A 26,131-nucleotide genomic window follows, 5' to 3' on the forward strand; every position below is an offset into this window, starting at 1 on the left:
CCGATTATCGGACCCGCGGCCGATCCCCGCTCGCCGAGGGCGGGTTCTGTGCTCCGTACGAGTTCTCTTGCGTGCCCGTTCGGCCGCAGCGCCGAGGGAGTGATCATCATTTTGGTGTCACATCGCTTTGATACGGCTATGCCACGAATGCGACGGAGACAACCGACCAAGGCGTGGGGCGCCGTGGCTGCGGTGACGGGGGCCATGCTGGTCGTCGCCGCAGCGCCGGGCCGCGCGCCCGACGCGGACACCGCGGAGGGGACCCTGGCGGGCCCGCCGCGCGAGGCCGCGGTCACCCTGCTGGTCGGGAGGGTGCTGGACGAGGGCCGCGTGTCCGGCGACGGGCCGTGCGCCGTGCGCATGTTCCGGCCCGGCCTGTGCAGCGGCTGGCAGGAACAGCGGGTACGGGCCACCGCGCGCGGTGTGGGATCCGTCGTGAAGGAGCCCGCCCTCGGCGACACGGCCCGGACCGCCCGGACCGACGTACTCCCCACGGACTCCGGCGGGCCGCTCCAGATCGCCCTCGCCGAACCGGGCCGCCTCACGGACGTCACGGTCCGGGACGGGCACGGCCGTCACCTCGCCGGTGAGCTCGCCCCGCACAGCGAGCGCTGGCTCAACAGCGAGCCGCTGCGGGCCGGGGAGACCTACACCGTGCAGGTCGGCGCCCTGGACCCGGACGGGACCGCGGTCGGCGTGACCATGGCGTTCCGGACCGCTCCCCCCACGGACGGGGGCCGGTTGACGGTCGAGTTCGGCCCCGGCCCCGGCACGTACGGAGCGGGGGAGATCGTGACGGCGAGCCTCAGCCGCCCGGTGCCCGCCGACGACCTCCCGGCCCGCGCCCGGCTGGAGCGGGGCCTGCAGGTGACCTCGGAGCCCCATGTCGAGGGCGCGTGGCACTGGGTCGACGAATCGACCCTGCACTTCCGGCCGCGTACGTACTGGCCCGCCCACACCGTCGTCCGCGTGCGCAGCGGTCTCGACGGGGTCGAGGTCGGGGACCAGGACTACGGAGGCCCCTCCGACGCCGTGCAGTTCACCATCGCGGACCGGATCGAGGCCGTCACCGACTCCGCCACCCACCGGATGACCGTACGCCGCAACGGACGGGTCATCAGGACCATCCCGGTCACCACCGGCAAGGAAGGCTTCCGGACCCGCAGCGGCATCAAGGTCGTGCTGCGCAAGGAGCCCAAGGTCCGCATGCGCGGTGACACCGTCGGCATCAAGCGCGGCACCAGCGAGTTCTACGACCTGCCCGTCTCCTACGCGACCCGGGTGACCTGGAGCGGCGAGTACATCCACGCCGCGCCCTGGTCGGTCGAGGCGCAGGGCGAGGAGAACGTCAGCCACGGCTGCACGGGCATGAGCACCGAGGACGCCGCCTGGTTCTTCGAGACCGTCCGCGAAGGGGACATCGTGGAGGTGGTCAACAGCGGCGGAGAGAAGATGGCCCCCTTCGACAACGGCTTCGGGGACTGGAACGTCGACTGGCGCACCTGGCTGGCGGGCAGCGCCCTGGCCACCGTCGACGGGAGCCCGCAGGACGCACCGGCCACCTCCGTCCCCTCGCGGCTGCACCCGACCACCTGACCACCCGACCGCATGACCCCCGCCCGGGCACCGCGGCCGCCCGGCCGGCCGCGGCGCCCGCACCCGGTCGGCGGCGGCGTGCACCGGACTACGATCACCACATGATCAAAGGAGTGATGTTCGACTTCTCCGGCACGCTGCTGCGCGTCGAGTCGACGCGGGAGTGGCTCGCCGCCGCCCTCGCCGAGACCGGCATCCCGTCCGGCGAGGAGGAGTTCGGCGAGACGACACGGCGGCTGACCGAGTACGGCGCCCTGCCCGGCGGGCTGTCGCCCCAGCACGTGCCGGCCCACCTCGAAACCCCGTGGGACCGGCGCGACATCAGCGCGGAGCTGCACCGGGAGGCCTACTGCGGCCTGATCCACGCCGCCGGGGTCACGAATCCGGAGCTGGTGCGGGCGCTCTACGACCGCCACATGACCCCAGCGGCCTGGCGCCCCTACCCGGACACCGAATCCACCCTGCGCGCACTGCGCCGCCGCGGGCTTCCGGTGGCCGTGGTCAGCAACATCGGATGGGACCTGCGGCCGATCTTCCGCGCGCACGGGCTCGACGAACTGGTCGACGCCTACGTGCTCTCCTTCGAGCTGGGCGTCCAGAAGCCCGATCCGGTGATCTTCAAGGCCGCCTGCGACCGGCTGGGCCTGGCCCCCGCCGATGTGCTGATGGTCGGCGACAGCCGCGAGGCGGACGGCGGCGCGCGTGCGCTCGGCTGCCCGGTCCACTTCGTCGACCACCTCCCCGTCGACCGGCGCCCCGACGCACTGGCCGCGCTCCTGAACCTGCTCGGGCCCGCCTGAACCTGCTCGGGCCCGCCTGAAACGGCTCCCCGGGGACGGTCGGGGTGTGCCATCCTCGGGTCCATGCCCGATCTCAGGCCAGGTACGGACGACGGCCTCGCGCCCAATCGCGCCCTGTGGGACCGGTGGGCCCGTATCCACGGCTCGACGCCCACCGACCGGTTCTACGACGTCGAGTCGTTCGTCACCGGACGCCAGACCCTGCGCGCGCTCGAACGCGACCTCGCGGGGGAGGTGGCCGACCGGGACCTGCTCCACCTCCAGTGCCACATCGGCATGGACACGCTCAACTGGGCCCGGCTGGGCGCCCGGGTCACCGGCGTCGACTTCTCACCGATCGCGATCGAACGGGCCCGGCTGCTGGCCGCCCGGACGGGCCTGCCCGCCACCTTCGTCGAGGCCGACACCCAGCGCCTGCCCGCGACCCTGGCCGGCCGCTTCGACCTGGTCGTCGCCACCTACGGGATCCTGTGCTGGATCGGCGACCTCGACGCCTGGATGGCCGGCGCGGCATCGGCGCTGCGGCCCGGCGGCAGCCTGGTCCTCGTCGACCTGCATCCGGCGTTCCAGGCGGTCGCCACCCTCGATCCGCTCGTCGTCGACTGGCCCTACGGCGGGGGCGAGCCGCACCACGAGACGCTCACCGCGACCTACGCGGAACCCGGCGTGAGCCTGCCGCCCCAGGAATCCGTGCAGTACCCGTACTCGATCGGCGAGATCGTCACCGCCGCCGCGGGCGCGGGTCTCACGATCAAGCACCTCGGCGAACACGTCGCCGCCGACTTCGACCCCCGCGGCATCCTGTCCGCGGACGAGGACGGCCGGTACCGGCTGCCCTTCGGGGACTCCCACCTCCCGATCCTGTACTCACTGCGCGCGGTGGCCCCGGACCGGGCCTGAGCGGGCCGGTACGGGCACAGGTCCGACTCCGCGGCACGCCCTGGCCGCGGCCGACACACCCCGCGACCCGACTGTGGCGGCCGCGCACATGGGAGCGGCCCACGGGTGTCCCGGATGATTCCGGGCATGACAAGCGGATACCTTCCCGTGCCCCCTCCCGTGCCCCCTCCCGCGCCGCACGCGACAGCCGCCACCGCGGGCACCGACCTGGCGGGCCGCACCGCCCTGGTGACCGGCGCGGGCAGCGGCATCGGGCGGGCCGTCGCCTCGGCGCTCGCCGCGGCCGGGGCCCACGTCCACGTGGTGGACATCGACGCCGCCACGGCGAAGGCCGTCGCCGAGACGATCGGCGGGCGGGCGCACGTGGTGGACCTGGCGCGGGCCGAGACCGTCGAGGAACTGCCGGCCGACATCGACATCCTGGTCAACAACGCCGGGCTGCAGCACGTCGCCCCGCTGACCGAGTTCCCGCCGGACCGCTTCGCCCTCATGCAGCGCGTCATGGTGCACGCCCCGTTCCTGCTGATCCGCCGGACCATGCCGCACATGCGGGCAGGCGGCTGGGGCCGCATCGTCAACATCTCCAGCGCGCACGGGCTGCGCGCCAGCGCCTTCAAGGCCGGATACGTGACCGCGAAGCACGCCCTGGACGGGCTGAGCAAGGTCACGGCCGTCGAAGGAGCCCCGCACGGCATCACCAGCAACTGCGTGAACCCCGCCTACGTCCGCACACCACTGGTCGAGCGACAGATCGAGGCCCAGGCCGCCACCCACGGCATCGACACCGGTCAGGTGGTGTCCGACGTGCTGCTGAGCCGCCCGGCGATCAAGCGGCTGATCGAACCGGCGGAGGTCGCCGCGGCCGTTCTGTGGCTCTGCGGCCCGCACACCGGCTACATCACGGGTGCCTCGATCCCCCTGGACGGAGGCTGGACCGCCACCTGACCCCCGGCGGGGCTGTCATCGGCGGGTCAGAAGCCCGGCCCTGCGCCCGTGACGCGGTCCCACAGGGAGCGGGTCGCTCCGAAGCCGCTCTCGTGCACCCACACGTGGGTGCAGCCGGGGCACTGGAGGTGCAGCATGCTGCCGGTGTTGGTGAGCAGGTAGCGCCAGTGCGTGGAGCAGGTACGCCGCTGCTCGCAGGGTTCGCAGCCGCGCGCGTCCGCACACTTCGGGCAGGCCACCCAGGCACGACGCCCAGGATCGGCCTGCGGGTCAAGCGGCAGCACTGCCGTCTCCGCGCGAGGGCAGCACACCGGCCGCGACCAGGTCGTCGTAGAGGCGCTGCTGCTCGGCGTCGAGCCCGGAATAGAGCAGGTCGTACGCGGCCTCCTCGCCGAGGAGCACCTCCAGCGGATCCCAGTCCGGGCCGAGGGCCGCCATCACCTGGGCGCGCCGGAGCACCTCCTGCGAGGTGAGGTCGACGGCGAAATCGACCAGCTCGGACGCGTCGGACGCGTCGGAGGCGTCGGAGGCAGGGGTGGGTTCGTGGGGGGCCATACCTTCGAAGTTAGGTAGCCCTTCCTTCCCCGGTCAAGGGAGGGTGGGCGGAGTCACAGTCCCCTGATCGGAGGGTGTACGAGCCCAGGGGGGTCGGTCCGGACGAGGGGGTGCGGCCGAGAGGCTGACGTGACAAATGTAATGGCCTGTCAAGGTGCTTCTCGGTCTGGAGGTTGATGCCCGCTTCGTCCCTGCGAAGGAGGTCGCGGCGCGGGTCCGGGACGAAGAATTGCAGGGACAGAGATCGCCGGGCCCCACCGGGCCACCGACGAGGAGCCGCCGTGCCCCACACCCGTCCCGCCGACCGACCCGCACCGCGCCTGCGGCGTGCCGTCTCGGCCACCGCCGTCGCCATAGCCCTCCTGGCGGGCCTCGCGCCCGCCGCGAGCGCCGCAGCCCGGCAAGGACCGAGCGCCTACGGTCAGGACGCCGCCCGGCGCCTGGACCGCACGCAGCTGCAGGCCGGACTGGACGCGATCCGGGAGGCGGGCCTGTACGGCGTCTACTCCGGGGTCCGCGACGGCCGCGAGCGCTTCGACGGCGCCGCCGGTCTCGCCGACATCGCCACCGGGCGCAAGGTCCGCCCCGACCTGCGGCACCGCGTCGGCAGCGTCACCAAGACCTTCACCGCCGTCGCCGTCCTCCAGCAGTCCGCGAAGGGCCGGGTGGACCTGGACCGGCCGGTCGGCGACTACGTGCCCGAGCTGCTGCCCGGCGAGCGCGGCCGCAAGGTGACCGTACGCATGCTCCTCAACCACACCAGCGGTATCCAGGACTACCTCGGCGACGCCTTCCCCTCCCTTCCGAAGGGCACCACGGAGAGCCTGGACCAGCACCGGTACCGCACGATCGAGCCCGCAGAGCTGATCGGCCACGGCGTGGCCCGGCCGCAGCTGTTCGAACCCGGAACCGACTGGTCCTACTCCAACACCAACTACATCCTGCTCGGCGAGGTACTCCGCAAGGTGACCGGCCAGGACCCGGAGCAGGTGATCACGCGGGACGTGATCCGGCGCGTGGGGCTGCGCGACACCTACTTCCCCGGGACCGACCCGCGCATCCGCGGCGCCCACGCCCGCATGTACGAGAGCTTCTACGGGCTGATCGACCCCCCGCGCGACTACAGCGACTACAACATGACCTGGGCCGGCACCGCAGGTGCCCTCGTCTCCACCCCGCAGGACCTCAACACCTTCTACCGCGCCCTGCTGGGCGGCGACCTCCTGCCGCGCCGCCAGCTGGACCAGATGCGCACCACCTACGACGTCAAGAACAAGCAGACGGGCGCGGTGGTCATGCACTACGGCCTCGGCATCTACTCCCTGGACACGCCCTGCGGCCCGGCCTGGGGCCACGACGGCGGAGTCTGGGGCGCCGGCACCTGGGCCCTGTCCAGTCCGGACGGCAGGCGTCAGTTCGCCGTCGGGTACAACCTGATGAAGTACCAGCGGGTCAACGCCGACGGCACCGACTTCGACTTGCATCCGGCCGACGCCGCCATGCGCGACTACCGCGACCAGGCCCTCTGCGGCACCACCCCGCCGCGCACCCCGGACCCGACCGCGAAGAACCGCCCCGCCGGGGCCCCGCCCGCCCAGACCACGCCGGCGCTCCCCGGGCCGCTCGCGGGTCCCCTCCGCTGACCGGGCGCAGGTGCGCCACCGCCCTGCCGCCGTTCTTACGGATCCGTGACGTGCGGCCCGGTACGAGCGGCGCGGGGCGGTGCGCGGCATAGCGTCGGGGCATGCGCGTACTTGTGACTGGAGGCGCGGGCTTCATCGGCTCGCACATCGTCGCCGAGCTCATCGGCCGCGGCCACGACCCGGTGGTCTTCGACCTGGCGGAGGACGGACGGGACGTACGGGACCCGGATGCCGTGGCGGAGGCGTTGACGGGCGTGGACGCCGTCTGTCACCAGGCCGCCAAGGTGGGGCTCGGGAAGGACTTCGGGGACGCCCCCGGCTACGTGTCGGCCAACGACCTCGGCACCGCGGTGCTGCTGGCCGAGATGGCGCGGGCCCGGGTGTCACGGCTGCTGCTCGCCGGGTCGATGGTCGTCTACGGCGAGGGGCGCTACGCGTGCCCCGCCCACGGCACGGTCCGGCCCGGGCCGCGCGCCGAGAGCGACCTGCGCGCGGGGCGGTTCGAGCCGCGCTGCCCGGCCTGCGGCGCCGACCTGGCGCCGGGACTGGTCACGGAGGACGCCCCGACCGACCCCCGGAACGTCTACGCCACGACCAAGCTCGCCCAGGAACACCTCGCGTCCTCCTGGGCCCGGGCCACCGCCGGACGGGTCATCTCACTGCGCTACCACAACGTCTACGGACCGGGGATGCCCCGCGACACCCCGTACGCGGGCGTGGCCGCGCTCTTCCGGTCCTCGCTCGCGCGGGGTGAGGCACCGCGCGTCTTCGAGGACGGCGGACAACGCCGGGACTTCGTCCACGTACGGGACGTGGCCGCGGCCAACGTGGTGGCCCTGGAGACCCTGGACGCCTCGGCCGGGGTCATCGCGCCCACCGCGCCCACCGGGCCCGCGGGTTTCACCGCGTACAACGTCGGCAGCGGCGACCCTCGGACCGTCGGCGACATGGCCGTGGCCCTGGCCGCCGCGTGCGGTGGCCCGGCGCCGGTCGTCACCGGCGAGTACCGCCTCGGCGACGTCCGGCACATCACCGCCGACTCGGCGCGCCTGCGCCACGAGCTGGGCTGGCGCCCGGTCGTCCCGTTCGCCGCGGGCATGGCCGAACTGGCCACGGGCCAGGCCGTTTCCGCGGCGACGGGACCGTGACACAGAGCTGACGCCCGGCCGCTCGTCCCGGCCGGCCGGGCCGGCCGGGATCCGCGTCAGCGGAACGTGTCGATGTGCTCGCGCACCCACTCGTCGTAGGTGCGCAGGGGACGGCCGATGACCTCCTGCACGGACGGTCGTTGGTCGAGCGTCCACTGCAGGAGCTCGGCGTAGCGGGCGCCGTAGACCTCGAGTGCGAACAGGGTCACGTCGATCGCGCCTTCGGGCCAGCCGAGACCTCGCCAGTGCGCCCGGCAGTCGTCCGGCGCCAGATCGACCGTGGCGATGTCACGGCCGAGGGCGGCGCCGATGCTCCGTACCCGGGCGCGGGTGCTCAGCGGAGGGCCCACCGCCTCCATGATCGTCCCGGCATGGTCGTCACAGGTCAGGGCCACGGCGGCCACGGCCGCGAGGTCCTCCTCGTGGATGAAGGGGTAGTGCCCCTCACCGAGGTGGGCCTCCCGGACCACCCCGTCGGCCCGGACGGTGGCGGGCCAGTCGGACCCCGTGGCCGGGTAGGTGCCCTCGATGACGGCACCCATCACGGCCGAGGGCCGGATGTGCGTCCAGGCCATGCCCGACCGCTCCACCGCCTTCTCGATCGCCAGCCAGAACCAGGTCTCCGGCGGGTTCGCCGCCTCGTGCTCCGGACCGTGGGACGACAGCACGACGATCTTCTCGGTACCGGCCTTCCGGGCGAGAGCGAGGGCGTCCGGGACCGTCGACGGATGGGCTCCGGCGAGGAACACGGCCTCGACACCGTCGAAGGCCCGGACACATTCCAGCGGTCGTGTGACGGACCCTTCCACGACGTCGACCGTGTCGGGCCAGCCGTCGCACCGGCCCGGCTCCGCCAACACCCGCACCTGTCGGCCCATGGCGAGCAACTGCCGTGCCAGGCACCGGCCGACGATCCCCGTCGGACTGTTGCCCTCGTCCTTGCGCGGACCGACGACGGTCAGCAGGACGGGGCGTTCGGCGGGCGGCACGATGTCATCGCGCTCGACATTTTCCACGGCAAGAACCTTCCACGCGTGAGCGGAGATCTTGCACCTGGCCCGTACACACCGGACGGCTACGGCCGTACCCGGCGCCGACGGAGAACCACGGCTGCGGATCGAGGTCGGCCAGCTTAACCCGGCGCAGGCTCACAGCGGAGGGGAATTCGCGAACGCGTGTCCGTCCGCGACGCCGAAGCCGCTCGCGCAGCGCGGGCATTCCGCCCGGCCCGCGCGCTCCGCGAGGTCAGACGGACCAGAGGCGGCCGTGTGGCGGAACCGGTGGGGAACACCAGGTCGTACCCAGCGGCCAGGACCGGTCACCTATCCGGTGGCGGCCGGCAGGGTCAGCTCGAAGCGGCAACCTCCGGAGACGTTGTGGACGTTCGCGTGGCCCGCGTGGGCCTCCACGATGCCCCGGACGATCGCCAGGCCCAGGCCCGCGCCCGAGGGAGGGGTACGGGCCGGGGTGCCGCGCCAGCCCGTGTCGAAGACGCGCGGGAGGTCCTCCTCGGGGATGCCTCCGCAGGCGTCGGTGACCGAGACCACCACCGAGTCCGCGCGGCGTTCGGCGGCGATCGCGACCGTACCGTCGGCCGGGGTGTGGCGGATGGCGTTGACCAGGAGGTTGGACAGCACCCTGGTCATCTCCTTGCCGTCGACCTCCACCGGCAGCGAGGCGACCCCCTCGCCGACCAGTCGAACGCCGTGCTCGCGGGCGAGCGCGTCGGTCCCGGCCAAGGCGTCGCCCACCAGATCGTGGAGGGACATCCGGGTCAAGGTGAGGGACAGCGCGCCCGCGTGGATGCGGGAGAGCTCGAAGAGGTCGCCCACCATGGAGTTGAGGCGGTCCACCTCGGTGCGGATCTGCCGGTGGTAGCGGGCGGGATCGGCCGCCATGCCGTCCTCCAGCGCCTCCGACATGGCGCGGAGCCCGGCCAGCGGCGTGCGCAGATCGTGCGAGATCCAGGCCACGAGCTCGCGCCGCGAGGCCTCCAGGGCCCGCTCGCGCTCACGGGAAGCGGCCAGCCGTTCGCTGGTGAGGGCCAATTCCCGACTCAGCGCCGTGAATTCGGCGGGGGCGGGTGCGGTCGGCGCCTCGAACGTGCCCTCCTCCCCGAAGATCCGGGCCGCGCCGACGAGTTCCCGGCAGCGCCGCACCACCTGACGGCCCAGCAGCAGCGCGGTGGCCATCGAGACGGCCGCCGCCGTCGCGACGACCAAGGTCACGACGGTCAGGTCGTGGGAGGACAGGAACATCGCCCAAGCCACGGTCAGGGTTCCGGCGAGCATCGCGGACACGGCGACCGCGGCGACGATCGCGAGGGAGACGGCGACGCTGCGCCGGCGCAGTATCCGCAGGGCCACGGCCCCGAGCAGTCCGGCCGCGCCCGCGCCGAGGAGCGCGTACAGGGCGATCAGCAGCAGGTCACGCATGGCCGTCCTCCGTCCGGAAGGCGTGGCCGGACCCGGTGTCCGGGGCCGCCTCGAAGCGGTAACCGGCACCCCAGACGGTCCGGATCAGCTGCGGGCTCCCCGGATCGTCCTCGATCTTGCCCCGGAGCCGCCGGACGTGCACGGTGACCGTCGACAGGTCGCCGAAGTCCCAGCCCCAGACCTCGCGCATCAGCCGCTCCCGATCGCAGACCTGGCCGGGATGGCGCAGGAAGTAGGCCAGGAGATCGAACTCCCGCAGGGTCAGCGCGAGCTCCCGGCCCTCCTTGTGGACCCGGCGGGCCGCCGGGTCCAGCACCAGGCCCGCCACCGAGACCCGCGGACCGCCCTGCGGGCCACCCTCCGAAGCCTCGGCCGGGGCGCCGGCCTGCGCCCGACGCAGGACGGAGCGCACCCGCAGCACGAGTTCCCGCGGGCTGAACGGCTTGGTCACGTAGTCGTCCGCGCCCACCTCCAGGCCCAGGATCCGGTCGTCCTCGTCGCCGCGCGCGGTGAGCATGATGACGGGGACGGGCCGGCGACCGTGCTCCCCGGCACGCAGCCGGCGGCAGACCTCCAGCCCGTCCATCCCCGGGAGCATCAGATCGAGGACCATCAGGTCGGGCCGGTGCTCCTCGGCGGCGCGCAGTCCGGCCGGGCCGTCCGCCGCCAGACGGACCGCGAATCCGGCCCGCTCCAGGTACCCCGCCACCACCTCCGAGACGGTCGGATCGTCGTCGACGACCAGAACGCTGCCCTGGACGCCGACCGCGGCACCGGCCTGGGCCGTCCCCGCGACGTCGGCCCGGGTGGTCCCCCCGGCGCAGGGTCCCTCGTTCGTACTCTCCGCATCGCTCACTGCCATGCCCCCAGGCTGCCACCCCTCCGGGCCCGGGTGGGGCACGCACCCCCTCCCACGGGCCGGGCGTCCGCGTTTCGTAAGGTCTACGGGCCCCTTTTCCCCGGTACCCGTTCCTACGGTGTGGAGGGTGACTTCATCAGCTTGCTCTCCGCCCCGCGCGGACCTCGTACTGCCGTGCCTCGACGAGGCGCAGGCGCTTCCCTGGGTGCTGGCGCGGGTGCCGGCCGGATGGCGCGCCATCGTCGTCGACAACGGTTCGACCGACGGCTCGGCTGACATCGCCCGGAGCCTGGGCGCCACCGTCGTGCACGAGAGCCGGCGCGGTTTCGGCGCCGCCTGCCACGCCGGGCTCCTCGCGGCCCGCGCCGACCTGGTCTGCTTCTGCGACTGCGACGCCTCCATGGACCCCGGGCTGCTCGCCCCCATGGCGGTGCGCGTCGCCGCCGGCGAGGCCGACCTCCTGCTCGGCCGCCGCAGGCCCCGAGGGCGCGGCGCCTGGCCCGTGCACGCCCGCGCCGGGAACCTCGCGCTGGCGCGGATGCTGCGCCGCCGTACCGGACTGCGGCTGCACGACCTCGGACCGATGCGGGTCGCGCGCCGCGAGGCGCTGCTCGGTCTGGAACTGACCGACCGGCGCAGCGGCTACCCGCTCCAGATGGTCGTCCGGGCCGCCGACGCAGGCTGGCGCGTCGCCGAGACCGACATCCCCTACCTGCCGCGATCCGGGAAGTCCAAGGTCACCGGAACCTGGCGGGGCACCTGGCAGGCGGTCCGCGACATGCGCGAGGTGCTCGCCGAGCCACCGGGCAGCCGGTCCGCGCCCACCGAGGGGGTCTCCGCATGAGCACCCTCCTCGTCATCGCCAAGGCGCCCGTCGCCGGCCGGGTCAAGACCCGACTCACCCCGCACTTCACCCCCGAGCAGGCCGCCGAGCTGGCACGGGCCGCGCTCCAGGACACCCTGACCGCCGTACTGGCCACCCCGGCCCGGCGGCGCGTCCTCGTACTCGACGGAGCGCCCGGGCCCTGGCTGCCCCACGGCATCGAGGTCGTCCCGCAGTGCGCGGGTGGGCTCGACGCCCGGCTGGCCGCGGCCTTCGACCGGGCCGACGGACCGGCCCTGCTCATCGGCATGGACACCCCGCAGGTCACCCCGGACCTGCTCGCACGAGCACTCGACTTCGACGAGACGGACGCCTGGTTCGGCCCCGCCGACGACGGCGGCTTCTGGGCGCTCGGCCTCGCCGAACCCGACCCGGCCCTGCTCCGCGGCGTACCCATGTCGCTGCCGACCACGGGCGAGGTGCAGCGCGCCCGGTTGACCGCCTCCGGGCGGACGGTACGGGACCTGCCCGAGCTGTGCGACGTGGACACCCCGGCCGACGCGGCGCGGGTCGCCGCCGCCGTACCCGACAGCCGCTTCGCCGCCCTGCACGCGGGCCTGCGCACGGTGACACGATGACCGCCCAGCTCGCCGAACCGGCGCTCGCCTGGCGGGCCGACCCCTACGCCGACGCGCTGCGCGCCGGCCAGGGCCCCCTCTACCTGCGGCGCTCGGACGGTTGGTTGCTCCCGCTGGACGTCGAACGGTGGTGCGCCGAACCGGACGAGGCCGACGAGGAGGTCCTGGCCCGTTGTACGGGGCCCGTCCTGGACATCGGCTGCGGCCCCGGGCGCCTCGTCGCCACCCTGGCCGCGCGCGGGCACCGGGCGTTGGGAGTGGACGTGACCCCCGAGGCGGTGGCCCGTACGACACGGGCCGGCGGCAGCGCGCTGTGCCGGTCGGTCTTCGATCCGCTGCCCGGCGAAGGCCGCTGGGGCACGGTCCTGCTCATCGACGGCAACATCGGCATCGGCGGCGACCCGGCCGCGCTGCTCCATCGCGCCGCCCGACTCGCGGCCCCGGAAGGCTCCTTGCTGGTCGAGGTGACCACCGTCGACGTGGACGAACGCGTAGAGGTGCACGTCGACGACGGCCGCGGCGGTCGCGGGGCGCCCTTCCGGTGGGCCCGGCTCGGCGCCCGCGCACTGTGCGGTGAGGCCGCGGACGCAGGCTGGACCCGGTCCGAGACCTGGCAGGCCGCGGGCCGCGCCTTCGTGGGCCTGCGGCGCTGACCGGGCAGGAACAAGCAGGCGGAGGGGGAGCGGACGCCGCACCGGCGTCGACTCCCCCCTCGCCGTTCCCCTTCGCCGTTCCGCTCCTCAGCGACGACGGGCCGCCCGCCGGCGCCCCCAGGCGAGCCCTCCCGCGTACCCGGCCGTGAGCGCGCCGATCGCGACCATCGCCAGCAGCCAGTTCCGCGGATAGTCCAACGGCAGCACCGACGGGTTCGCCACACCACCGGGGCGCAGCAGCGGCGGCAGGGCGATCACCGTCAAGGAACCCGCGACGACCAGCGCGGCGCGCGGGACCCCGCGCAGACGCACGCCCGCCGCCGCGCAGAGCGCCCCGACGGCGATGACCAGCGGGGCGATCAGCCCGTCGTGTACGAGGACGCCGCCCGCGAGCCACAGGACGATCCGCCACGGCTCGGGCTCCCGCACCAGCAGGAAGCCACCGAACGCCATCACGGCCACGCCGATCCCGCCGACCGTGTACCGGAAGGCCATCACACCACCTCCAGTCGGCCGACCCACTTGGTCTGCAGCACGCCCGGCCGGTTCGGGGCGATGATCCGCGCCGGGTAGCCGTGGTCCAGGGACAGCTCCTCACCGTTCAGGCGCAGCGCCAGCAGGGTGAGCGGGTCCTGCGCGTACAGCCGGCCCATCTCCATCACCCGGTACGCGCCCACCGCTTCCAGCGACACCACCCGGCAGCGGGAGGCCGGGCCCCCGCCGGCCAGCTCCAGCAGGTCCCGTACCCGTACGCCCGTCCACCGGGCGGACTTGCTCCAGCCCTCCACACAGGCGATGGGCAGTGTGACCTCGTGCTGCGGGAGCGCGCGCAGCTCCGCCAGGGTGAGGGCGGCCGGGCGTGGACCGGCCAAGGTCAGCCGCCAGCCGTCCGGCGAGGCCGCCGTGACCCGTGCCGCGGCGGCCGTACGGTTCACCGGCAGCCCCTGCGGTCCGTGGGCCGGGCTGCGCGGAGCGAACAGCTCCAGCGGGCCGAGCGCGGTGACGGACTGTCCGACCGTGGTCAGTGTGACCGCCCCGACCCCCGCCGCGACCGCCGCCAACAGCTGCCGCCGGTCCGGACCGTCGGCCTCGGGCAGAGCCAGGGTGCCGGGGGAGCGACGGGTGAAGTGGTCACGGATCCGCGGCCATTGAACGGCCACGTGCAGCAGCAGCGCCCCCAGCAGGAGCCAGGCGACGGCGTAGTGCACGGGCACGAACGAGAACGGCCAGGGGTACCACTGGAAGGTGTTCAGCAGCCCGGTGAACAGCTGGAAGATCGCGGCGGCCACGAGCACCGCCACCGAGAGCCGTTCCAGCGCGTGGAGCACGGACCGTACCGGCGGCCACGTGAAGAGCCGCGGATAGACCGCCCACAGCTTGGCCAGAAGCAGCGGGATCGCGGCGGTGCCGGAGGCCACGTGCAGCCCCTGGGTGAGCCGGTAGCCCCAGTACGGGCGGCTCGGCAGCCGGTCGGCCAACCAGACCGGCGGGTGTTGGAGGACGTGGCTGAGCACACCCGTGGCGAAACAGACGACGACGGCGAGCCCGAGCAGCCGGCCGATCACCGTCGCGGTGCGGGCGTCGTGCAGCCGCGCCCTGAACGTGATCGGCGGGCCCGGGGGTGGAGTGAAGCGCATGATCCCATGACACCGCGCCGACGCCCCGAAGAGCGGACGGAACACCTTACGGAACGCGGACGTGCGGGACGGCGGACGGCCCTTCCGGACCCGTAGCTGAAACGCTGCGGAGGTGAAACCGCGTACCGACCCGACCGCGACCGCGATCTTCCTCACCGCGACCGCCGTCCTCGCCCTGATCGCCGCCCTCGTCCTGACCGTCCGCCACGACGGCTACTTCACCGACGGCACGGGGCTGTTCCTCCGGTACGCGGCCTGCTGGGCACTGTTCGCCCTCGCGCTGCTCGCCCTGCGCAAGGTCCCGACCGGCCACGTCGTGCCCCTGCTCCTCGCCGGGGCCCTCGCCGTCGCCATGACCGGGCTGGTGGCGCCGCCCCGCACCAGTACCGACTCCTACCGCTACGCCTGGGACGGCCGGGTCCAGTCGGCCGGCATCTCGCCGTACGACCACGCCCCGCAGGATCCGGGACCGGCCCGGCTGCGTGACCCCTGGCTCTTCCCCACGGGCGCCGCCTGCGCGGGCCCGGACCGTGCCCCGATTCCCGGCGAAGGCCCCGTACCGCACTGCACCCGCATCAACCGGCCCGCCGTGCACACCATCTACCCGCCCGTCGCCGAGGCGTACTTCCTGGCCGTCGACCAGCTCTCCCCGCACGGTGCCCGGCACAAGCCGCTCCAGATCGGAGCCGGTCTCCTCTCCCTCGGCGTGACGGGCGCACTGCTGCTGATCCTGCGCCGCCGGGGCCTGGACCCGCGCCGGGCGGCCTACTGGGCCTGGTGTCCCGCCGTACCGATCGAAGCCGTGAACAACGCGCACGTCGACGTCCTCGGCGTGCTGCTCACCGTGATCGGCCTCGGACTCGTCGCGCGGCGCGGGCTCCGCCACCGGGCGGTGGGAGGCCTGGTCATCGGCGCCGCCGTCGCCACCAAACTGATGCCCGCCGTCGTCCTGCCCGGTGCGCTGTCGGGGGTGCGCCGGGTCCGCGACGCGGCCGCCGTCCTGCTCCCGGCCGCCGCCTTCGTCCTGCTCGCCTACCTGCCCTACATCCTCCTCTCGCACGACTCCGTCCTCGGCTACCTCGGCGGCTACCTGGACGAGGAGGGCTACGACGACCCGTCCGCGGGCTCCCGGTACGCCCTGCTCCGACTTCTCCTGCCCGACAGCTGGGCGTTCGCGGTACTCCTCATCGCCATGGCGGGGGTATCCCTGTACGTGATGCGGCGCGGCGACCCCGGACGCCCCTGGAGCGGCGCCCTCCTGGTCACCGGATGGGCCTTCGTGCTCCTCACCCCCGGCTACTCCTGGTACGCCCTGCTGCTGATCGCCCTCGTGGCCCTGGACGGCCGCTGGGAATGGCTCGGCATCGCCCTCGCGGGCGCGGCGGTCTACCTCCTCGCGCCCGTCGTCGGCCACCGACCGGCGCTGAGCGTGACCGCGTACGGCGCCGCGGTCCTCCTGATCGTGGCGGCCGGAGCGGTCAGGCGGCGCCGCGGGACCGGCGAGCGGGGCGCGACGGCACCGGTCCACGACCGGGTCAGGAACGCGTGAGGACGACGAGTCGCTGCGTCGCGCGGGTCATCGCGACGTAGCGGTCGACCGCCCCTTCGATCCCGGTGCCGAAGGTCTGCGGGTCGAGGAGCACGACGAGGTCGAACTCCAGCCCCTTCGACAGTCCGGGCGTCAGCGACCGGACCCGGGAGGTCTCGCGGAAGGCTCCGGCCCGGATGTCTGTCGCGCCGATGTCCGTGGCTCCCATGTCGGCGGCGCCGATGTCCTCGGCGCGGATGACACAGGCGACCCCGTCGGCATGCTCCGCCAGCCAGCCGTCGAGGATCGCGGTCAGTTCCGTGACCGAGCCGTGCGCGACGGGGATACCGCTGCCGCGGACGGAGACCGGCACGTTGGCGTCCGGGAGCGCCTCCCGGATGGTCGGCTCCGCCACCGCCATGACCTCCTCGGGCGTCCGGTAGTTGATGCTCAGGGAGGCCACCTCGACCCGGTCGAGACCGACCCGCTCCAGCCGTTCCCGCCACGACTCCGTGAACCCCTGCCGGGCCTGGGCGCGGTCCCCCACGATCGTGAAGCTCCGGGACGGGCAGCGCAGCAGCAGCATCTGCCACTCCGCGTCGGTCAGTTCCTGGGCCTCGTCCACGACGATGTGCGCGAACGGTCCGGCGAGCAGGTCCGGGTCCGCCCCGGGCAGCGCGTCCTCGTCGATCAGGCTGCCTTGCAGGTCCTTGCCGCGCAGCATCGTCACCGCGCCCTCACCGTCGTCATCGGCCGCGAGCAGGTCGTCGATGACCCCGGCCATGCGCTCGCGTTCGGCGGCCAGCGCGGCGCCCCGCCGCCGTAGCCGTCGCGCCGACTCCGGGTCGCCGAGCCGCTGCCGCGCCGCGTCCAGGAGCGGCAGGTCGGACACCGTCCACGCCTGGGCGTCCGCGCGCTGCAGCATCGCCACCTCCTCGCGGCCGAGCCACGGAGCGCACATCCGCAGGTAGGACGGCACCGACCAGAGGTCCCCGACGAGATCGGCCGCGTCGATCGTCGGCCACGCGCGGTCGAGCGTCGCGATCAGCTCCTCGTCGTACCGCAGTGATCCGCGCAACAGGTCGGCCGAGAGGTCCTCGTCGTCGAACTTGTCGAGCAGGATCGTCACCAACTCCTCCCAGATCAGCTCGCGTGCCTCGTTGTGCGCGGTACCGGCGGCGGCCTCGAACGCTTCCGCCCAGTCGTCCGGGCTCAGCCGGACGTCGGACCACGGCGTGGTGACCGTCATCCCCTCGGTGGGCGGCTCCTCGTAGATCCTGACGGCCTTCTCGATCGCCTTCACCATGGCCGCCGAGGACTTCAGGAGCGCCACCTCCGGGTCGGCCTCGGGTACGGCCGCGGCCCCCTCGGCGACGAGGTCCCGCACGGTGCAGGTCCGCACGCCCTCCTCGCCGAGGCTGGGTAGGACATCGGCGACATAGGCCAGATACGGCTGGTGCGGGCCGACGAACAGCACGCCGCCCCGACGGTGACCGAGGCGAGGGTCGGAGTAGAGGAGGTGCGCGGTGCGGTGCAGGGCCACGACGGTCTTGCCGGTGCCCGGACCGCCGTCCACGACGAGAGCACCCCCCGAGCCCGCGCGGATGATGGCGTCCTGGTCGGACTGGATGGTGGCGAGCACGTCCCGCATCCGCGGCGAGCGGCTGCCGCCCAGCCCGGCGATGAAGGCGGACTGGTCGTCGAGCGCGGCGTGCCCCTCGAAGGCGTCGGCGAGGAACACCTCGTCCCAGTAGTCACCGATCCGGCCCCGGGTCCAGCGGTACCTGCGGCGGCTCGCCAGGCCCATCGGGTCGGCGTGGGTCGCGGCGAAGAACGGCTCGGCCGCGGGCGAACGCCAGTCGATCAGCAGCCGGTTGCCGGCGTCGTCGGTGAGACCGAGCCGCCCGATGTACACGGGCTCGGAATCGGCCTCGCCGACCATCCGACCGAGGCACAGGTCCGACCCGAAGCGCCGTAGCGCCCGCAGACGGCCCGTCAGCCGATGGATCTCCACGTCCCGGTCCATCGCCTCACGGCCCAGACCGCCCGGAGACCGCCGCAGGGTCTCCAGACGGTCCGACAGCTCGGCGATCGTCTGCTCCAGGCTCTCCGCGACGGCCGCGAAGTGCTTCTCGTCCTCGCCGATCAGCGCCGGGTCGGCCTTGGGGGCCAGGCGGGCGGGAAGGTCGAACGCACTGGTGGTCAGGGAGTTCATCTCAGCGGCTCCTCTTTGCGGTGTGGTACCCGCGAACTCATCGAACGACCTGTCGACCGACAACTGCACACGCACGAGGGGCATCTCCCGTTTTCGCAGGTCCTGGCTTCGAGGAGCGATTCTGCGGGACGGGAGGGGCCTTGCCGCAAGCCCCCCTGTGCGTTATAACTTGAGAGTGGAGAGGAGTGGGTGCTCCTCCTTCTCCCTCGATCGTCCGCTCCGCACGGACGTCCTCCCCCCCCGCCGAGTGGCAGCGCGTAAGCACGCCGGCCCCGGCCTTCCCACCCGTCGAAACCGACGCCCCGCCGCGCGTTCATCCGTACGGCCGAGCTGCGGATGCCGCCCCCGGCCGGCCGAGGCAGGCTGTGGAGGCAAGGAGAGCCGCCATCGCCTGCCCTGGCGCAGCTTCAGCGTCATCCAACCGGATCTCGAGGGATCCACCGGCTCCCGATCCGGTAGGAGGTCAGCCATGCAGGGTGACGAGAACGCGGGCGAACTCGCGGCGCTGCGGGCCAGGGTCGCCGCCCTGGAATCGGAGGCCGCGCGACGGACTCCGCCGAAGCACCGGATGAAGTCGCTGCTGTCCGCACTGCTGATCATCATCGGCTGTGTGCTGGCCCCGCTCGGCATCGTCGCGTCCTGGACCTCCAGCATCGTGGGGAACACGGACCGCTACGTCTCCACGGTCGCCCCACTGGCCTCCGACCCCGATGTGCAGGCGGCCGCCGCGAACCGGGTCACCGCCGCTCTGATGGAGCACCTCGATCTCGCCACCCTCCTGGAGGACGTGGCCCCCGACCAACGGCCGCTGCTCCAGAAGGCACTGGGCAAGCTCGGCGGCTCGCTGGAGGGCGCGGTCAGCAGCTTCGTCAAGGAGAAGGCTCAGGACGTCATCGCCTCGGACCAGTTCGAGACGATCTGGACCAACGCCAACCGCACCATCCACACCTCGCTCGTCAAGGCCCTCACCGGCAGCGGTGACGGCGCGGTGGAGATCAAGAACGACGCCGTGACCATCGACCTCGCGCCGGTGATCGAACAGGTCAAAACGCGGCTCGTGGATGCCGGGATGGGCGTCGCGGCCAAGATCCCGGAGATCCACACCGACTTCACCGTCGTGCAGTCCAACGACATCGGCCGGGTCAAGACCGGCTTCCGGCTGCTCCAGATCCTCGGCGTATGGCTGCCGATCATCGCCGTACTGCTCGTCGCCGCCGGCGTCCTGCTCTCCGCCCACCGGCGCCGCATCCTGGTCACCGCGGCCCTCGCCGTGGCGTTCTCCGTCGCGGTCCTCGGCCTCGGGCTGACCGTCTTCCGTACGGTCTACCTCAACGCGCTCCCGGACACCGTCTCCCAGGCCGCGGCCGGCTCCGTCTACGACGCGATGATCCGCCTGTTGCGCACGACGATCCGGATGGTCGTGGTCCTCGGCGTCGTGATCGCCCTCGCCGCCTGGCTCTCCGGCCCGGGCAAGTACGCCACGGCCGCCCGCCAGATCTGGCACTCCGGGATCGTCGCCACCCGTGCCACGGCCGACCGGCTGGGCCTGCGCACCGGTCCGGTCGGCCCGTTCATCCGGCGCCACCGTGCCTGGTTCACCTGGGGCCTGGTCGCGATCGCCGTCATCGTCTACGTCCTGTGGTCCTACCCCACCGGCTGGGTGGTCGTGGGCCTCGCCCTCGCCCTGCTCTTCGCCCTCGCGGTCACGGACTTCCTCGCCGAGGACACCACCGCCCCCGCCGAGGGGACGACCCCGAGTCCGCACCCGTCATGACGGGGCGCCCTCCGGTTTCCGTGCGGCGCCCGGCTGGGCCACCGGGATCCGCTGGGTGAAGAAGAGGGCGAGCAGCGCCGCCAGCGCCAGGAGGGCGAGCGCGGCCCGCAGCCCCTCGATCCGTGCCTCCTCGTTCGCGTCGAGTGCCGCCTGGGCCACCACCGGGTCCGTGCCCGCCTCTTCGAGGGCCGTGGTGAGCTGCTCGTCCGACAGGAACGGGGCGCTCCCGGCGAGGGCGGTGTGCGCCTGGGTCTTCACATCGGCCGGGATCGCCGGGTTCTGGTCGATGGTGGTCAGGAACGAAGCCGTCAGCACGGCGATCATGATCGACCCGGCGAGTGCGGTGCCGATCGAGGCGCCGAGGTTGGTGACGGTGTTCTGGACGCCGCCGACCTCGGCGCTCTGCTCGTCCGGTACGGCCGACACGGTGACGGCCCCGAGCTGGGAGGCGAGCAGCCCGATCCCGAGCCCGATGAGCAGCATGGGCACGGTGACGACCTCCGCGCCGGAGTCCGGGGTGAGGGCGGCCATCAGAACGACGGCGCCGGCGAACATCGCCAGGATTCCCCACCGCACGACGCGCCGGGGCGAGGCCTTCGGGAGGAACCGGGGGACCCCGATCGCGGCGGCGAGCAGCGTGATGGAGAGCGGCAGGATCAGTGCGCCCGTATGGAGGGCGGACAGGCCGAGCGCCACCGACAGGTAGAGCGGGACGACGAAGAACACGCCCATCTGCACGAGGTACTGGAAGAGGAACATCGTCAGCCCGCCGGAGAGCTGCCGGTTCTTCAGCAGTTCCGGGTCGACGAGCGGTTCGACACCGCGGGCCACCAGGCGTGCCTCCCAGCGGAAGAACAGCCAGAGCAGCAGCAGCCCGGCCATCACCAGCCAGACGACGGGCGAGACCCCGAACCACGAGGGACCCGTGGCCTTGGGCCGGAACCAACCCCATTCGCTGGTCCGCAGGATGCCGAACACGAACAGCCCGATCCCCGCGGCGGACAGGACCGCGCCGAGCACGTCGATCCGCGGCCGGTGGTCCGGGGGCGCGTCGACGATCGGGCGGGCCAGCAGCAGGATCACGAGGACCATCACGACCTCCCCGGCGAAGACCCAGCGCCAGGAGAAGAACGTGGTCGCGGCGCCGCCGATCAGCGGTCCGACCGCGATCGCCACGGCCGCGGCCGCCGCGACCAGACCGTAGGCGGCGGGCCGTTGTTCCTTGCCGAAGTTCGAGGCGACGAGCGCCACGATCGCGGGCAGGATCAGCGCCGCGCCCACGCCCTCCAGGAACGACCAGCCCAGCAGCAGGACCGTCAGGTTCGGGGCGAGCGAGGTCGTGAGGGATCCCAGTCCGTAGATGACACAACCGATCATGAACGCCCGTTTGCGTCCGATGAGCGCGCCGACCTTGCCACCACTGATCATGAGCATCGCCATCACCAGCGTGTAGGCCGTGATCGCGCCCTGCATCCCGCTCACGGTGGTGCCGATGTCCTCCGCCACCGTGGCGATCGAGACGTTCATGACCGAGCTGTCCAAGGCCATCAGGAACTGCCCGGCGGCGAGTGTCAGCAGGATGAGTCTCGTCTTCCCCGCCGCCCCGGCCGGTCCCGCCTTCGCTGCTGTCATGCGCGCAGAGTGCCACGGCCGCGGGAGGCGGCCGGGCACCTCGCCCGCCGTGTCAGGCCTGTCAGCCGACTGGCCGAAGCGCCGGTCCGGTCCGGCTCAGGCCGCGACGGCGGTCACCCGACCGGACGCGATGGCGTCCAACAGACGCTGGTGGTCCCGCTCGTTGAGGTCGGCGTAGCTCTCCGCGAACCGTACGAGCGCCTGGTCGAAGACGTCGCCACGGCCCAGGTACGCCGCGATGGCGATCCGGTCGCCGGACCGGGCGTGCGCCCGCGCCAGGGTCACGCCGCAGAGCGAGGCGAAGACCCGCATGCCCCGCGGCACCATCCGGGCGGGTTCGGCAATGCCCTTCCAGTCCCGCAGCTGGCGTACGTAGAAGTCCCGCTCGACGTCGTCGAGCCCGTGGGTCTGCTGCCAGCCGAGGAAGATGTCGCTCGCGGCCTGCATCAGCCGCTGACCGGCCACCACCCGCTCGCCGCCGGTGGCGTACTCGCTGGGCCCCGCGTACGCGGCGAGCACCGAGTCACCGGCCTCCTTGGCCTGCAGGATCAGTGGGTCCTCGCCGTCGCGGCCCAACAGCAGCACGATCCAGCAGCGCGTGCCGACACTGCCGACACCGACCACCTTGCGGGCCATGTCGACGATGGCGTACTGCTCCAGCAGGTGCCTGCGGTCCGTCTGGAGACTGTCCCCGTACCGCCGGACGACGCCCCGGATCTGGTCCTCGATCGCCTCGCCCTCCTGACCCAGCAGTTCGGAGGCCGGAGTGATCAGCTGCGGCACGGCGGCGAAGCGGCGGCGGCCGTCGACCACCTCGGTGAGTTTCTCGAACGCCTGCAGGCTGTCGCGTCCGCGCGCCTTGCTCAGCGCCTCCGTCAGGTTCTTGCGGCCCCGGGTGTGGAGGGCACCCTCCGCCACCGCCTGGAGGTGCGACTCGTCCACCCTCGCGTACCAGACGTCGAGGTTGTTCATCCGGGCGAAATCGCGCATCTGCTCGCGATAGCCGGCCACCGCCGACGTCACGATCGACGCGCGCTCGCGATCGGAGAAGCCGTTCTCCCGCCCGGCGATGACCAGGCTGGTCGCCAGCCGCTTGACGTCCCACTCCCACGGCCCGGGCAACGTCTCGTCGAAGTCGTTGATGTCGAACAGCAGGTTCCGTTCGGGGGAGCCGAGCAGCCGGAAGTTCAACATGTGGGCGTCGCCGCACAACTGGGCCCGGATACCCGAGTCGGGTGTGCCGGCCAGGTCACCGGCCATGATCGCGGCAGCGCCCCGGTAGAAACGGAACGGCGACTCGGCCATCCGGCCGTAGCGGATCGGCACCAGCTCCTGCAACCGGGTGGCCGACTGCCGCTCGATGACGTCCATCGGGTCCGCCCGGTCCGGCGACGGCTCGAAGTCCCCGTGGGCGGATCTCGGGGCGGCCGTCCGGGCCGCCCGGCCCTTCGCCGCCCGATCCTCGGGGGAGAGCCGGGGGCCACCGCCCGCCGCGGTCGTCGTCATGGCCTCGGTCGTGTCGCGCTTCGCCATCGTCGTTGACCTCCCGGCCACCAGGACCCCTGTCCACCAGGATGGCACTCACCCCGCACCGCTGCCCCACGGGCGCTCGTAGGGCCTGTCTTCCGCCCCTCAGTCGCTGTCCTGCCGCAGCCTGCTCGGTAGCGGGCTCCCCAGCCGCCGGGCGAGGTACGGCTCCTGCGCCAGGGCGGCGCCCAGGGTGATGCCGATCGCCACCGCCACGCACAGCACGATCAGCCACGACAGGATGACGAACACCGAGCCCGTGGACCCGTACGTGGCGAGCGCCCGGTTGAGGGCGTTCGGCATGTAGAACCGTGCGCCCAGCGACAGCGTGGTCACCGCGGCGGCGGTGAGGAGCGCCCCGGGCAGCAGCGGCGGCCACCGGATCACCCCGCCCAGCAGGATGTGCTGGCTCCACCACCAGGCCGCCGTCTGCAGGAGGAGCGTGAGCGGGATCCCGAGCCACAGGCCGAGTCCGAATCCGTCACGGACCGGCCCCTGGAAGATCAGCAGGACCATCCAGGCGCCGATCCAGGCGAACCAGCGCCAGATCGCGATCCGCGTCCCGCCCCGCGGGATCTCCCAGGCACGCTTGCACAGCCGCTGCATGGCACGGCTCACCGCGGTCGCCGACAGCAGCACGATCACGGCGCCGACCGCTCCCACCGTGTTGCGGATGTCGTCCTCGCCCGAGCCGTCGAACACGTTGCTCAGCTGGTCGCTCGCCTGACCGGTCAGCCCGAACATCGTGCGCACGGAGGAGACCAGCTGGTCGCGCACCCCCTCCGGGGCGAACGAGGCGACGACGAAGAGCAGGGGCACCGCTGTCAGGAAGCACTGGGCGGCCAACCGGGTGGCGGAGTCGAAGATGTTCACGCCGATCATGCGCTCCGTGACATGGGTGATCACGGGGAATCGGATCTCGGCCCGCTCCTGAGTGCGTTTGGCGGCCGCGGTCAGCTCCCGGGAGCGGCTGCGCCACCGTGCCTTGCGCTCCGACCACATCAGCGGCCCGCAGCGGCGTGCGGCACGGACGGCGGATGCCGGGTCGTCGTCATGGCGGCCTCCTTCGTCTGCGTCCAGGTTGGTGGACGCGGACGAGGGCGGCATCTCGATGGGCAAAAGGTGTCGGAGGCCGGCCCGGTGCGTAGTGTCGTATGTCGTCGCACGATTGGGGCGCCATGGTCCTCGACCTCATGCTCATCGCCTTGGCCATCGCCCTCTACCCGCTGCCCCTGATGGCGTTCATCCTCGTGGTGTCCTCGCACAGGGGAGTGTGGAAGGGGCTCGCCTTCCTCCTGGCGTGGCTGGCCAACCTCGTCGTGGTGATCGCGATCGTGCTGGCCCTGACCGGCGGCCAACCTCCGTCGCCCCGTTCCCCGCCCGGCGTGGCCGCTCTCGCCCTCAAGCTGGCCATCGGGGTGGGACTGGTGGTCTACGGAGCACGCCGCTACCGCCGTATGAAGGGGAAAGCGGACCGGGACGCCACCGCGGAGCCGTCCCGTGTGGAGGTCGGCTCCGTATGGGCCGCGGCGGGCCTGGCCGTGCTGATCCAGCCGTGGGGCATGGTCGCGGCGGGCGCGACGACCGTGATCGAGGCCGACACCTCGCACGCGACCACGTTCATCGCCCTGTTCGGCTTCTGCCTGCTCGCCAGCTCCGGCCTGCTGGCCGCCGAGCTCTACATGGTGTTCGCCCCCGAGGCCGCTCAGGACCGGCTGCTGCGGATGCGCGCGTGGATGGAGGGCCACAAGGACGAGGCCATCGTGTTCGTCTGTCTGCTGCTCGGGCTGTGGCTGACCGGGCAGAGCATCTACGAGCTGACCGGTTGACCCGGCGGCCCGGCGCCCGGCGGGATCGGCCAGACGTGCGGGGGAGCGGGCAGCGTGCTGGAATGAAAAGACCTTTCCCCCCTCTCCGACAGGAGCTGCCATGAGCAGCGAGACCGAGCCGCGAGCCGATTTCGGCGACATCGACGAACTCGGCCCGGTCGACTACATCGTGGTCGAGTTCCCGGGCAACCGAATGACGGGCGAGGGGTTCCCGATCCTCGTCGACCTCGTCGACCGGGGCATCATCCGCATCTTCGACTTCGCCTTCATCCGCAAGGAGGAGGACGGCACGGTGACCGCGCTGGAGCTCCAGGACCTCGGCGGCGAGATCGATCTCACCGTGTTCGAGGGCGCGTCGTCCGGCCTGCTCGACGGCGGTGACATCCAGGAGGCCGCAGCCGCCCTGGAACCCGGGAGTTCGGCCGGGGTCATCATCTACGAGAACACCTGGGCGGCGCCGTTCGCCCGTGCCCTGCGCCGCGGCGGAGCCCAGCTCGTGGCCGCCGGACGGATTCCCGTGCAGGCCCTACTGGCGTCGCTGGACGCCTTGGAGGACCCGCCCGCCGGAGAGTGAAGCCCCCACAGCCTGGAGATGAGCACCATGCCCGGACTCCTTCGCGGGGTCGCCCGCACCGCCGTCATCGCGGGTACCGCCACCGCGGTGTCCAACCGAGTGTCCCGCCGCCAGGGCGGCCGATGGGCGCAGCAGGACGCACAGCAGCAGCAGGCCCAGCAACAGGCCCAGCAGCAGGCGGCGCCGCCGCCCCCGCCGCCCGCCGCGGCACCGCCGGCCGACGACATGACCACCAAGATCGAGCAGCTGAAGCAGCTCAGCACCCTCAAGGAACAGGGCGTGCTGACCGAGACCGAGTTCGCCGAGCAGAAGCGCCGACTGCTGGGCTAGACAGACGCTCCCTGGGTCCCGTCACGACGACGGAGCAGGGGTACGGACAACGGTCCGTACCCCTCCTCCGTCGTTCATGTGTCGATGTCG

At 72.8% G+C, this 26,131-nt stretch carries 25 protein-coding genes; 14 read left to right on the forward strand and 11 right to left on the reverse strand.

What is annotated here, in order from left to right:
* The first annotated feature begins 183 nt into the window (after positions 1–183).
* The 4 genes from ACWG52_RS34600 (at position 184) to ACWG52_RS34615 (ending at position 4,241) form a co-directional block, all read left to right on the forward strand.
* Positions 184–1,596: an Ig-like domain-containing protein gene (locus tag ACWG52_RS34600; protein ID WP_453126890.1), complete on the forward strand. Its 1,413-nt coding sequence runs from the start codon at positions 184–186 to the stop codon at positions 1,594–1,596.
* Between the two features lie 101 nt (positions 1,597–1,697).
* Positions 1,698–2,396: an HAD family hydrolase gene (locus ACWG52_RS34605; protein ID WP_389813040.1), complete on the forward strand. Its 699-nt coding sequence runs from the start codon at positions 1,698–1,700 to the stop codon at positions 2,394–2,396.
* A gap of 63 nt (positions 2,397–2,459) precedes the next feature.
* Positions 2,460–3,296, forward strand: coding sequence for a class I SAM-dependent methyltransferase (locus ACWG52_RS34610; RefSeq protein WP_389813043.1), 837 nt, complete (start codon positions 2,460–2,462; stop codon positions 3,294–3,296).
* A 126-nt stretch (positions 3,297–3,422) separates the two neighbouring features.
* Entirely contained in the window at positions 3,423–4,241 is an 819-nt protein-coding gene (locus tag ACWG52_RS34615) for a 3-hydroxybutyrate dehydrogenase (protein WP_453126893.1), read from the forward strand.
* Between the two features lie 26 nt (positions 4,242–4,267).
* On the opposite strand, the gene ACWG52_RS34620 is transcribed toward ACWG52_RS34615, so the two are convergent.
* Together ACWG52_RS34620 and ACWG52_RS34625 are read right to left on the reverse strand one after the other, a co-directional pair.
* Positions 4,268–4,525, reverse strand: a complete 258-nt coding sequence (locus ACWG52_RS34620) for a hypothetical protein (protein WP_030758738.1) — start codon at positions 4,523–4,525, stop codon at positions 4,268–4,270.
* Positions 4,512–4,796: a DUF6400 family protein gene (locus ACWG52_RS34625; RefSeq protein ID WP_389813049.1), complete on the reverse strand. Its 285-nt coding sequence runs from the start codon at positions 4,794–4,796 to the stop codon at positions 4,512–4,514. The genes ACWG52_RS34620 and ACWG52_RS34625 overlap by 14 nt, the downstream gene beginning before the upstream one ends.
* Positions 4,797–5,077: 281 nt before the next feature.
* Here ACWG52_RS34625 and ACWG52_RS34630 point away from each other — a divergent pair, with 281 nt between their 5' ends.
* Positions 5,078–6,439, forward strand: a complete 1,362-nt coding sequence (locus ACWG52_RS34630; RefSeq protein WP_453126896.1) for a serine hydrolase domain-containing protein — start codon at positions 5,078–5,080, stop codon at positions 6,437–6,439.
* 101 nt (positions 6,440–6,540) lie between these two features.
* On the forward strand, positions 6,541–7,587 hold the full coding sequence (locus ACWG52_RS34635; protein ID WP_453126897.1) for an NAD-dependent epimerase/dehydratase family protein: 1,047 nt from the start codon (positions 6,541–6,543) through the stop codon (positions 7,585–7,587).
* A gap of 56 nt (positions 7,588–7,643) precedes the next feature.
* On the opposite strand, the gene ACWG52_RS34640 is transcribed toward ACWG52_RS34635, so the two are convergent.
* From ACWG52_RS34640 to ACWG52_RS34650, 3 genes are all read right to left on the reverse strand, one after another.
* Positions 7,644–8,603 carry an NAD(P)H-binding protein gene (locus ACWG52_RS34640; RefSeq protein ID WP_453126899.1) on the reverse strand — a complete coding sequence of 320 codons (960 nt, stop codon included), beginning with the start codon at positions 8,601–8,603 and terminating at the stop codon, positions 7,644–7,646.
* 306 nt (positions 8,604–8,909) lie between these two features.
* A complete protein-coding gene (locus tag ACWG52_RS34645; protein WP_389813061.1) occupies positions 8,910–10,022 on the reverse strand; it encodes a sensor histidine kinase in 1,113 nt (370 codons plus the stop codon).
* Positions 10,015–10,884 (reverse strand): response regulator transcription factor, encoded by an 870-nt coding sequence (locus ACWG52_RS34650; protein WP_389813063.1) that lies wholly within the window; start codon positions 10,882–10,884, stop codon positions 10,015–10,017. Before ACWG52_RS34650 ends, ACWG52_RS34645 begins: the two co-directional genes overlap by 8 nt.
* 124 nt (positions 10,885–11,008) lie before the next feature.
* Between ACWG52_RS34650 and ACWG52_RS34655 the strand changes: the two genes are divergently transcribed.
* From ACWG52_RS34655 to ACWG52_RS34665, 3 genes are read left to right on the forward strand one after another with little or no spacing between them, the layout of a single operon-like run.
* Complete coding sequence (locus ACWG52_RS34655; RefSeq protein WP_389813066.1) at positions 11,009–11,725, forward strand: glycosyltransferase family 2 protein; 717 nt, start codon at positions 11,009–11,011, stop codon at positions 11,723–11,725.
* Entirely contained in the window at positions 11,722–12,342 is a 621-nt protein-coding gene (locus tag ACWG52_RS34660; protein WP_389813068.1) for a TIGR04282 family arsenosugar biosynthesis glycosyltransferase, read from the forward strand. Before ACWG52_RS34655 ends, ACWG52_RS34660 begins: the two co-directional genes overlap by 4 nt.
* Entirely contained in the window at positions 12,339–12,995 is a 657-nt protein-coding gene (locus ACWG52_RS34665) for a class I SAM-dependent methyltransferase (RefSeq protein WP_389813070.1), read from the forward strand. Before ACWG52_RS34660 ends, ACWG52_RS34665 begins: the two co-directional genes overlap by 4 nt.
* Positions 12,996–13,082: 87 nt before the next feature.
* Here ACWG52_RS34665 and ACWG52_RS34670 read toward each other — a convergent pair whose 3' ends face one another.
* Positions 13,083–13,490 carry a hypothetical protein gene (locus ACWG52_RS34670; protein ID WP_389813073.1) on the reverse strand — a complete coding sequence of 136 codons (408 nt, stop codon included), beginning with the start codon at positions 13,488–13,490 and terminating at the stop codon, positions 13,083–13,085.
* A complete protein-coding gene (locus tag ACWG52_RS34675; RefSeq protein WP_390136409.1) occupies positions 13,490–14,632 on the reverse strand; it encodes a molybdopterin-dependent oxidoreductase in 1,143 nt (380 codons plus the stop codon). Before ACWG52_RS34675 ends, ACWG52_RS34670 begins: the two co-directional genes overlap by 1 nt.
* A gap of 112 nt (positions 14,633–14,744) precedes the next feature.
* On the opposite strand from ACWG52_RS34675, the gene ACWG52_RS34680 reads away from it, so the two are divergent.
* Positions 14,745–16,181, forward strand: a complete 1,437-nt coding sequence (locus ACWG52_RS34680) for a glycosyltransferase 87 family protein (RefSeq protein WP_453126904.1) — start codon at positions 14,745–14,747, stop codon at positions 16,179–16,181.
* Here ACWG52_RS34680 and helR read toward each other — a convergent pair.
* On the reverse strand, positions 16,168–18,375 hold the full coding sequence (gene helR / locus ACWG52_RS34685; protein ID WP_390136412.1) for an RNA polymerase recycling motor ATPase HelR: 2,208 nt from the start codon (positions 18,373–18,375) through the stop codon (positions 16,168–16,170). The genes ACWG52_RS34680 and helR overlap by 14 nt on opposite strands.
* 469 nt (positions 18,376–18,844) lie before the next feature.
* Between helR and ACWG52_RS34690 the strand changes: the two genes are divergently transcribed.
* Positions 18,845–20,149: a hypothetical protein gene (locus tag ACWG52_RS34690; RefSeq protein WP_389813085.1), complete on the forward strand. Its 1,305-nt coding sequence runs from the start codon at positions 18,845–18,847 to the stop codon at positions 20,147–20,149.
* Here the strand turns inward: ACWG52_RS34690 and ACWG52_RS34695 are convergent.
* The 3 genes from ACWG52_RS34695 to ACWG52_RS34705 form a co-directional block, all read right to left on the reverse strand.
* Complete coding sequence (locus ACWG52_RS34695; protein WP_389813088.1) at positions 20,144–21,781, reverse strand: MFS transporter; 1,638 nt, start codon at positions 21,779–21,781, stop codon at positions 20,144–20,146. The genes ACWG52_RS34690 and ACWG52_RS34695 overlap by 6 nt on opposite strands.
* 96 nt (positions 21,782–21,877) lie before the next feature.
* The gene (locus ACWG52_RS34700; protein ID WP_390166888.1) at positions 21,878–23,287 is read right to left on the reverse strand and encodes a DUF2252 domain-containing protein; all 1,410 of its coding nucleotides are present in this window, start codon (positions 23,285–23,287) and stop codon (positions 21,878–21,880) included.
* 126 nt (positions 23,288–23,413) lie between these two features.
* Entirely contained in the window at positions 23,414–24,415 is a 1,002-nt protein-coding gene (locus ACWG52_RS34705; RefSeq protein WP_389813095.1) for a YhjD/YihY/BrkB family envelope integrity protein, read from the reverse strand.
* Positions 24,416–24,486: 71 nt separating this feature from the next.
* On the opposite strand from ACWG52_RS34705, the gene ACWG52_RS34710 reads away from it, so the two are divergent.
* The 3 genes from ACWG52_RS34710 (at position 24,487) to ACWG52_RS34720 (ending at position 26,041) form a co-directional block, all read left to right on the forward strand.
* Positions 24,487–25,137, forward strand: coding sequence for a GAP family protein (locus ACWG52_RS34710; protein WP_389813229.1), 651 nt, complete (start codon positions 24,487–24,489; stop codon positions 25,135–25,137).
* A 100-nt stretch (positions 25,138–25,237) separates the two neighbouring features.
* The gene (locus tag ACWG52_RS34715) at positions 25,238–25,711 is read left to right on the forward strand and encodes a DUF6325 family protein (protein ID WP_389813099.1); all 474 of its coding nucleotides are present in this window, start codon (positions 25,238–25,240) and stop codon (positions 25,709–25,711) included.
* A gap of 27 nt (positions 25,712–25,738) precedes the next feature.
* Positions 25,739–26,041 (forward strand): SHOCT domain-containing protein, encoded by a 303-nt coding sequence (locus tag ACWG52_RS34720; protein WP_389813232.1) that lies wholly within the window; start codon positions 25,739–25,741, stop codon positions 26,039–26,041.
* Positions 26,042–26,131: the final 90 nt, after the last annotated feature.

The organism is Streptomyces sp. CLCI03 (assembly GCF_053615355.1).

Bases quoted from the DNA above. Each gene is read 5' to 3' on its own strand.
- ACWG52_RS34660 (WP_389813068.1), top strand. From the start codon at position 11,722: ATGAGCACCCTCCTCGTCATCGCCAAGGCGCCCGTCGCCGGCCGGGTC.
- ACWG52_RS34715 (WP_389813099.1), top strand. From the start codon at position 25,238: ATGAGCAGCGAGACCGAGCCGCGAGCCGATTTCGGCGACATCGACGAA.
- ACWG52_RS34720 (WP_389813232.1), top strand. From the start codon at position 25,739: ATGCCCGGACTCCTTCGCGGGGTCGCCCGCACCGCCGTCATCGCGGGT.
- ACWG52_RS34710 (WP_389813229.1), top strand. From the start codon at position 24,487: ATGGTCCTCGACCTCATGCTCATCGCCTTGGCCATCGCCCTCTACCCG.
- ACWG52_RS34675 (WP_390136409.1), bottom strand. From the start codon at position 14,632: ATGCGCTTCACTCCACCCCCGGGCCCGCCGATCACGTTCAGGGCGCGG.
- ACWG52_RS34700 (WP_390166888.1), bottom strand. From the start codon at position 23,287: ATGACGACGACCGCGGCGGGCGGTGGCCCCCGGCTCTCCCCCGAGGAT.
- ACWG52_RS34690 (WP_389813085.1), top strand. From the start codon at position 18,845: ATGCAGGGTGACGAGAACGCGGGCGAACTCGCGGCGCTGCGGGCCAGG.
- ACWG52_RS34695 (WP_389813088.1), bottom strand. From the start codon at position 21,781: ATGACAGCAGCGAAGGCGGGACCGGCCGGGGCGGCGGGGAAGACGAGA.
- ACWG52_RS34610 (WP_389813043.1), top strand. From the start codon at position 2,460: ATGCCCGATCTCAGGCCAGGTACGGACGACGGCCTCGCGCCCAATCGC.
- ACWG52_RS34625 (WP_389813049.1), bottom strand. From the start codon at position 4,796: ATGGCCCCCCACGAACCCACCCCTGCCTCCGACGCCTCCGACGCGTCC.
- helR (WP_390136412.1), bottom strand. From the start codon at position 18,375: ATGAACTCCCTGACCACCAGTGCGTTCGACCTTCCCGCCCGCCTGGCC.
- ACWG52_RS34665 (WP_389813070.1), top strand. From the start codon at position 12,339: ATGACCGCCCAGCTCGCCGAACCGGCGCTCGCCTGGCGGGCCGACCCC.
- ACWG52_RS34670 (WP_389813073.1), bottom strand. From the start codon at position 13,490: ATGGCCTTCCGGTACACGGTCGGCGGGATCGGCGTGGCCGTGATGGCG.
- ACWG52_RS34635 (WP_453126897.1), top strand. From the start codon at position 6,541: ATGCGCGTACTTGTGACTGGAGGCGCGGGCTTCATCGGCTCGCACATC.
- ACWG52_RS34615 (WP_453126893.1), top strand. From the start codon at position 3,423: ATGACAAGCGGATACCTTCCCGTGCCCCCTCCCGTGCCCCCTCCCGCG.
- ACWG52_RS34645 (WP_389813061.1), bottom strand. From the start codon at position 10,022: ATGCGTGACCTGCTGCTGATCGCCCTGTACGCGCTCCTCGGCGCGGGC.
- ACWG52_RS34705 (WP_389813095.1), bottom strand. From the start codon at position 24,415: ATGCCGCCCTCGTCCGCGTCCACCAACCTGGACGCAGACGAAGGAGGC.
- ACWG52_RS34650 (WP_389813063.1), bottom strand. From the start codon at position 10,884: ATGGCAGTGAGCGATGCGGAGAGTACGAACGAGGGACCCTGCGCCGGG.
- ACWG52_RS34605 (WP_389813040.1), top strand. From the start codon at position 1,698: ATGATCAAAGGAGTGATGTTCGACTTCTCCGGCACGCTGCTGCGCGTC.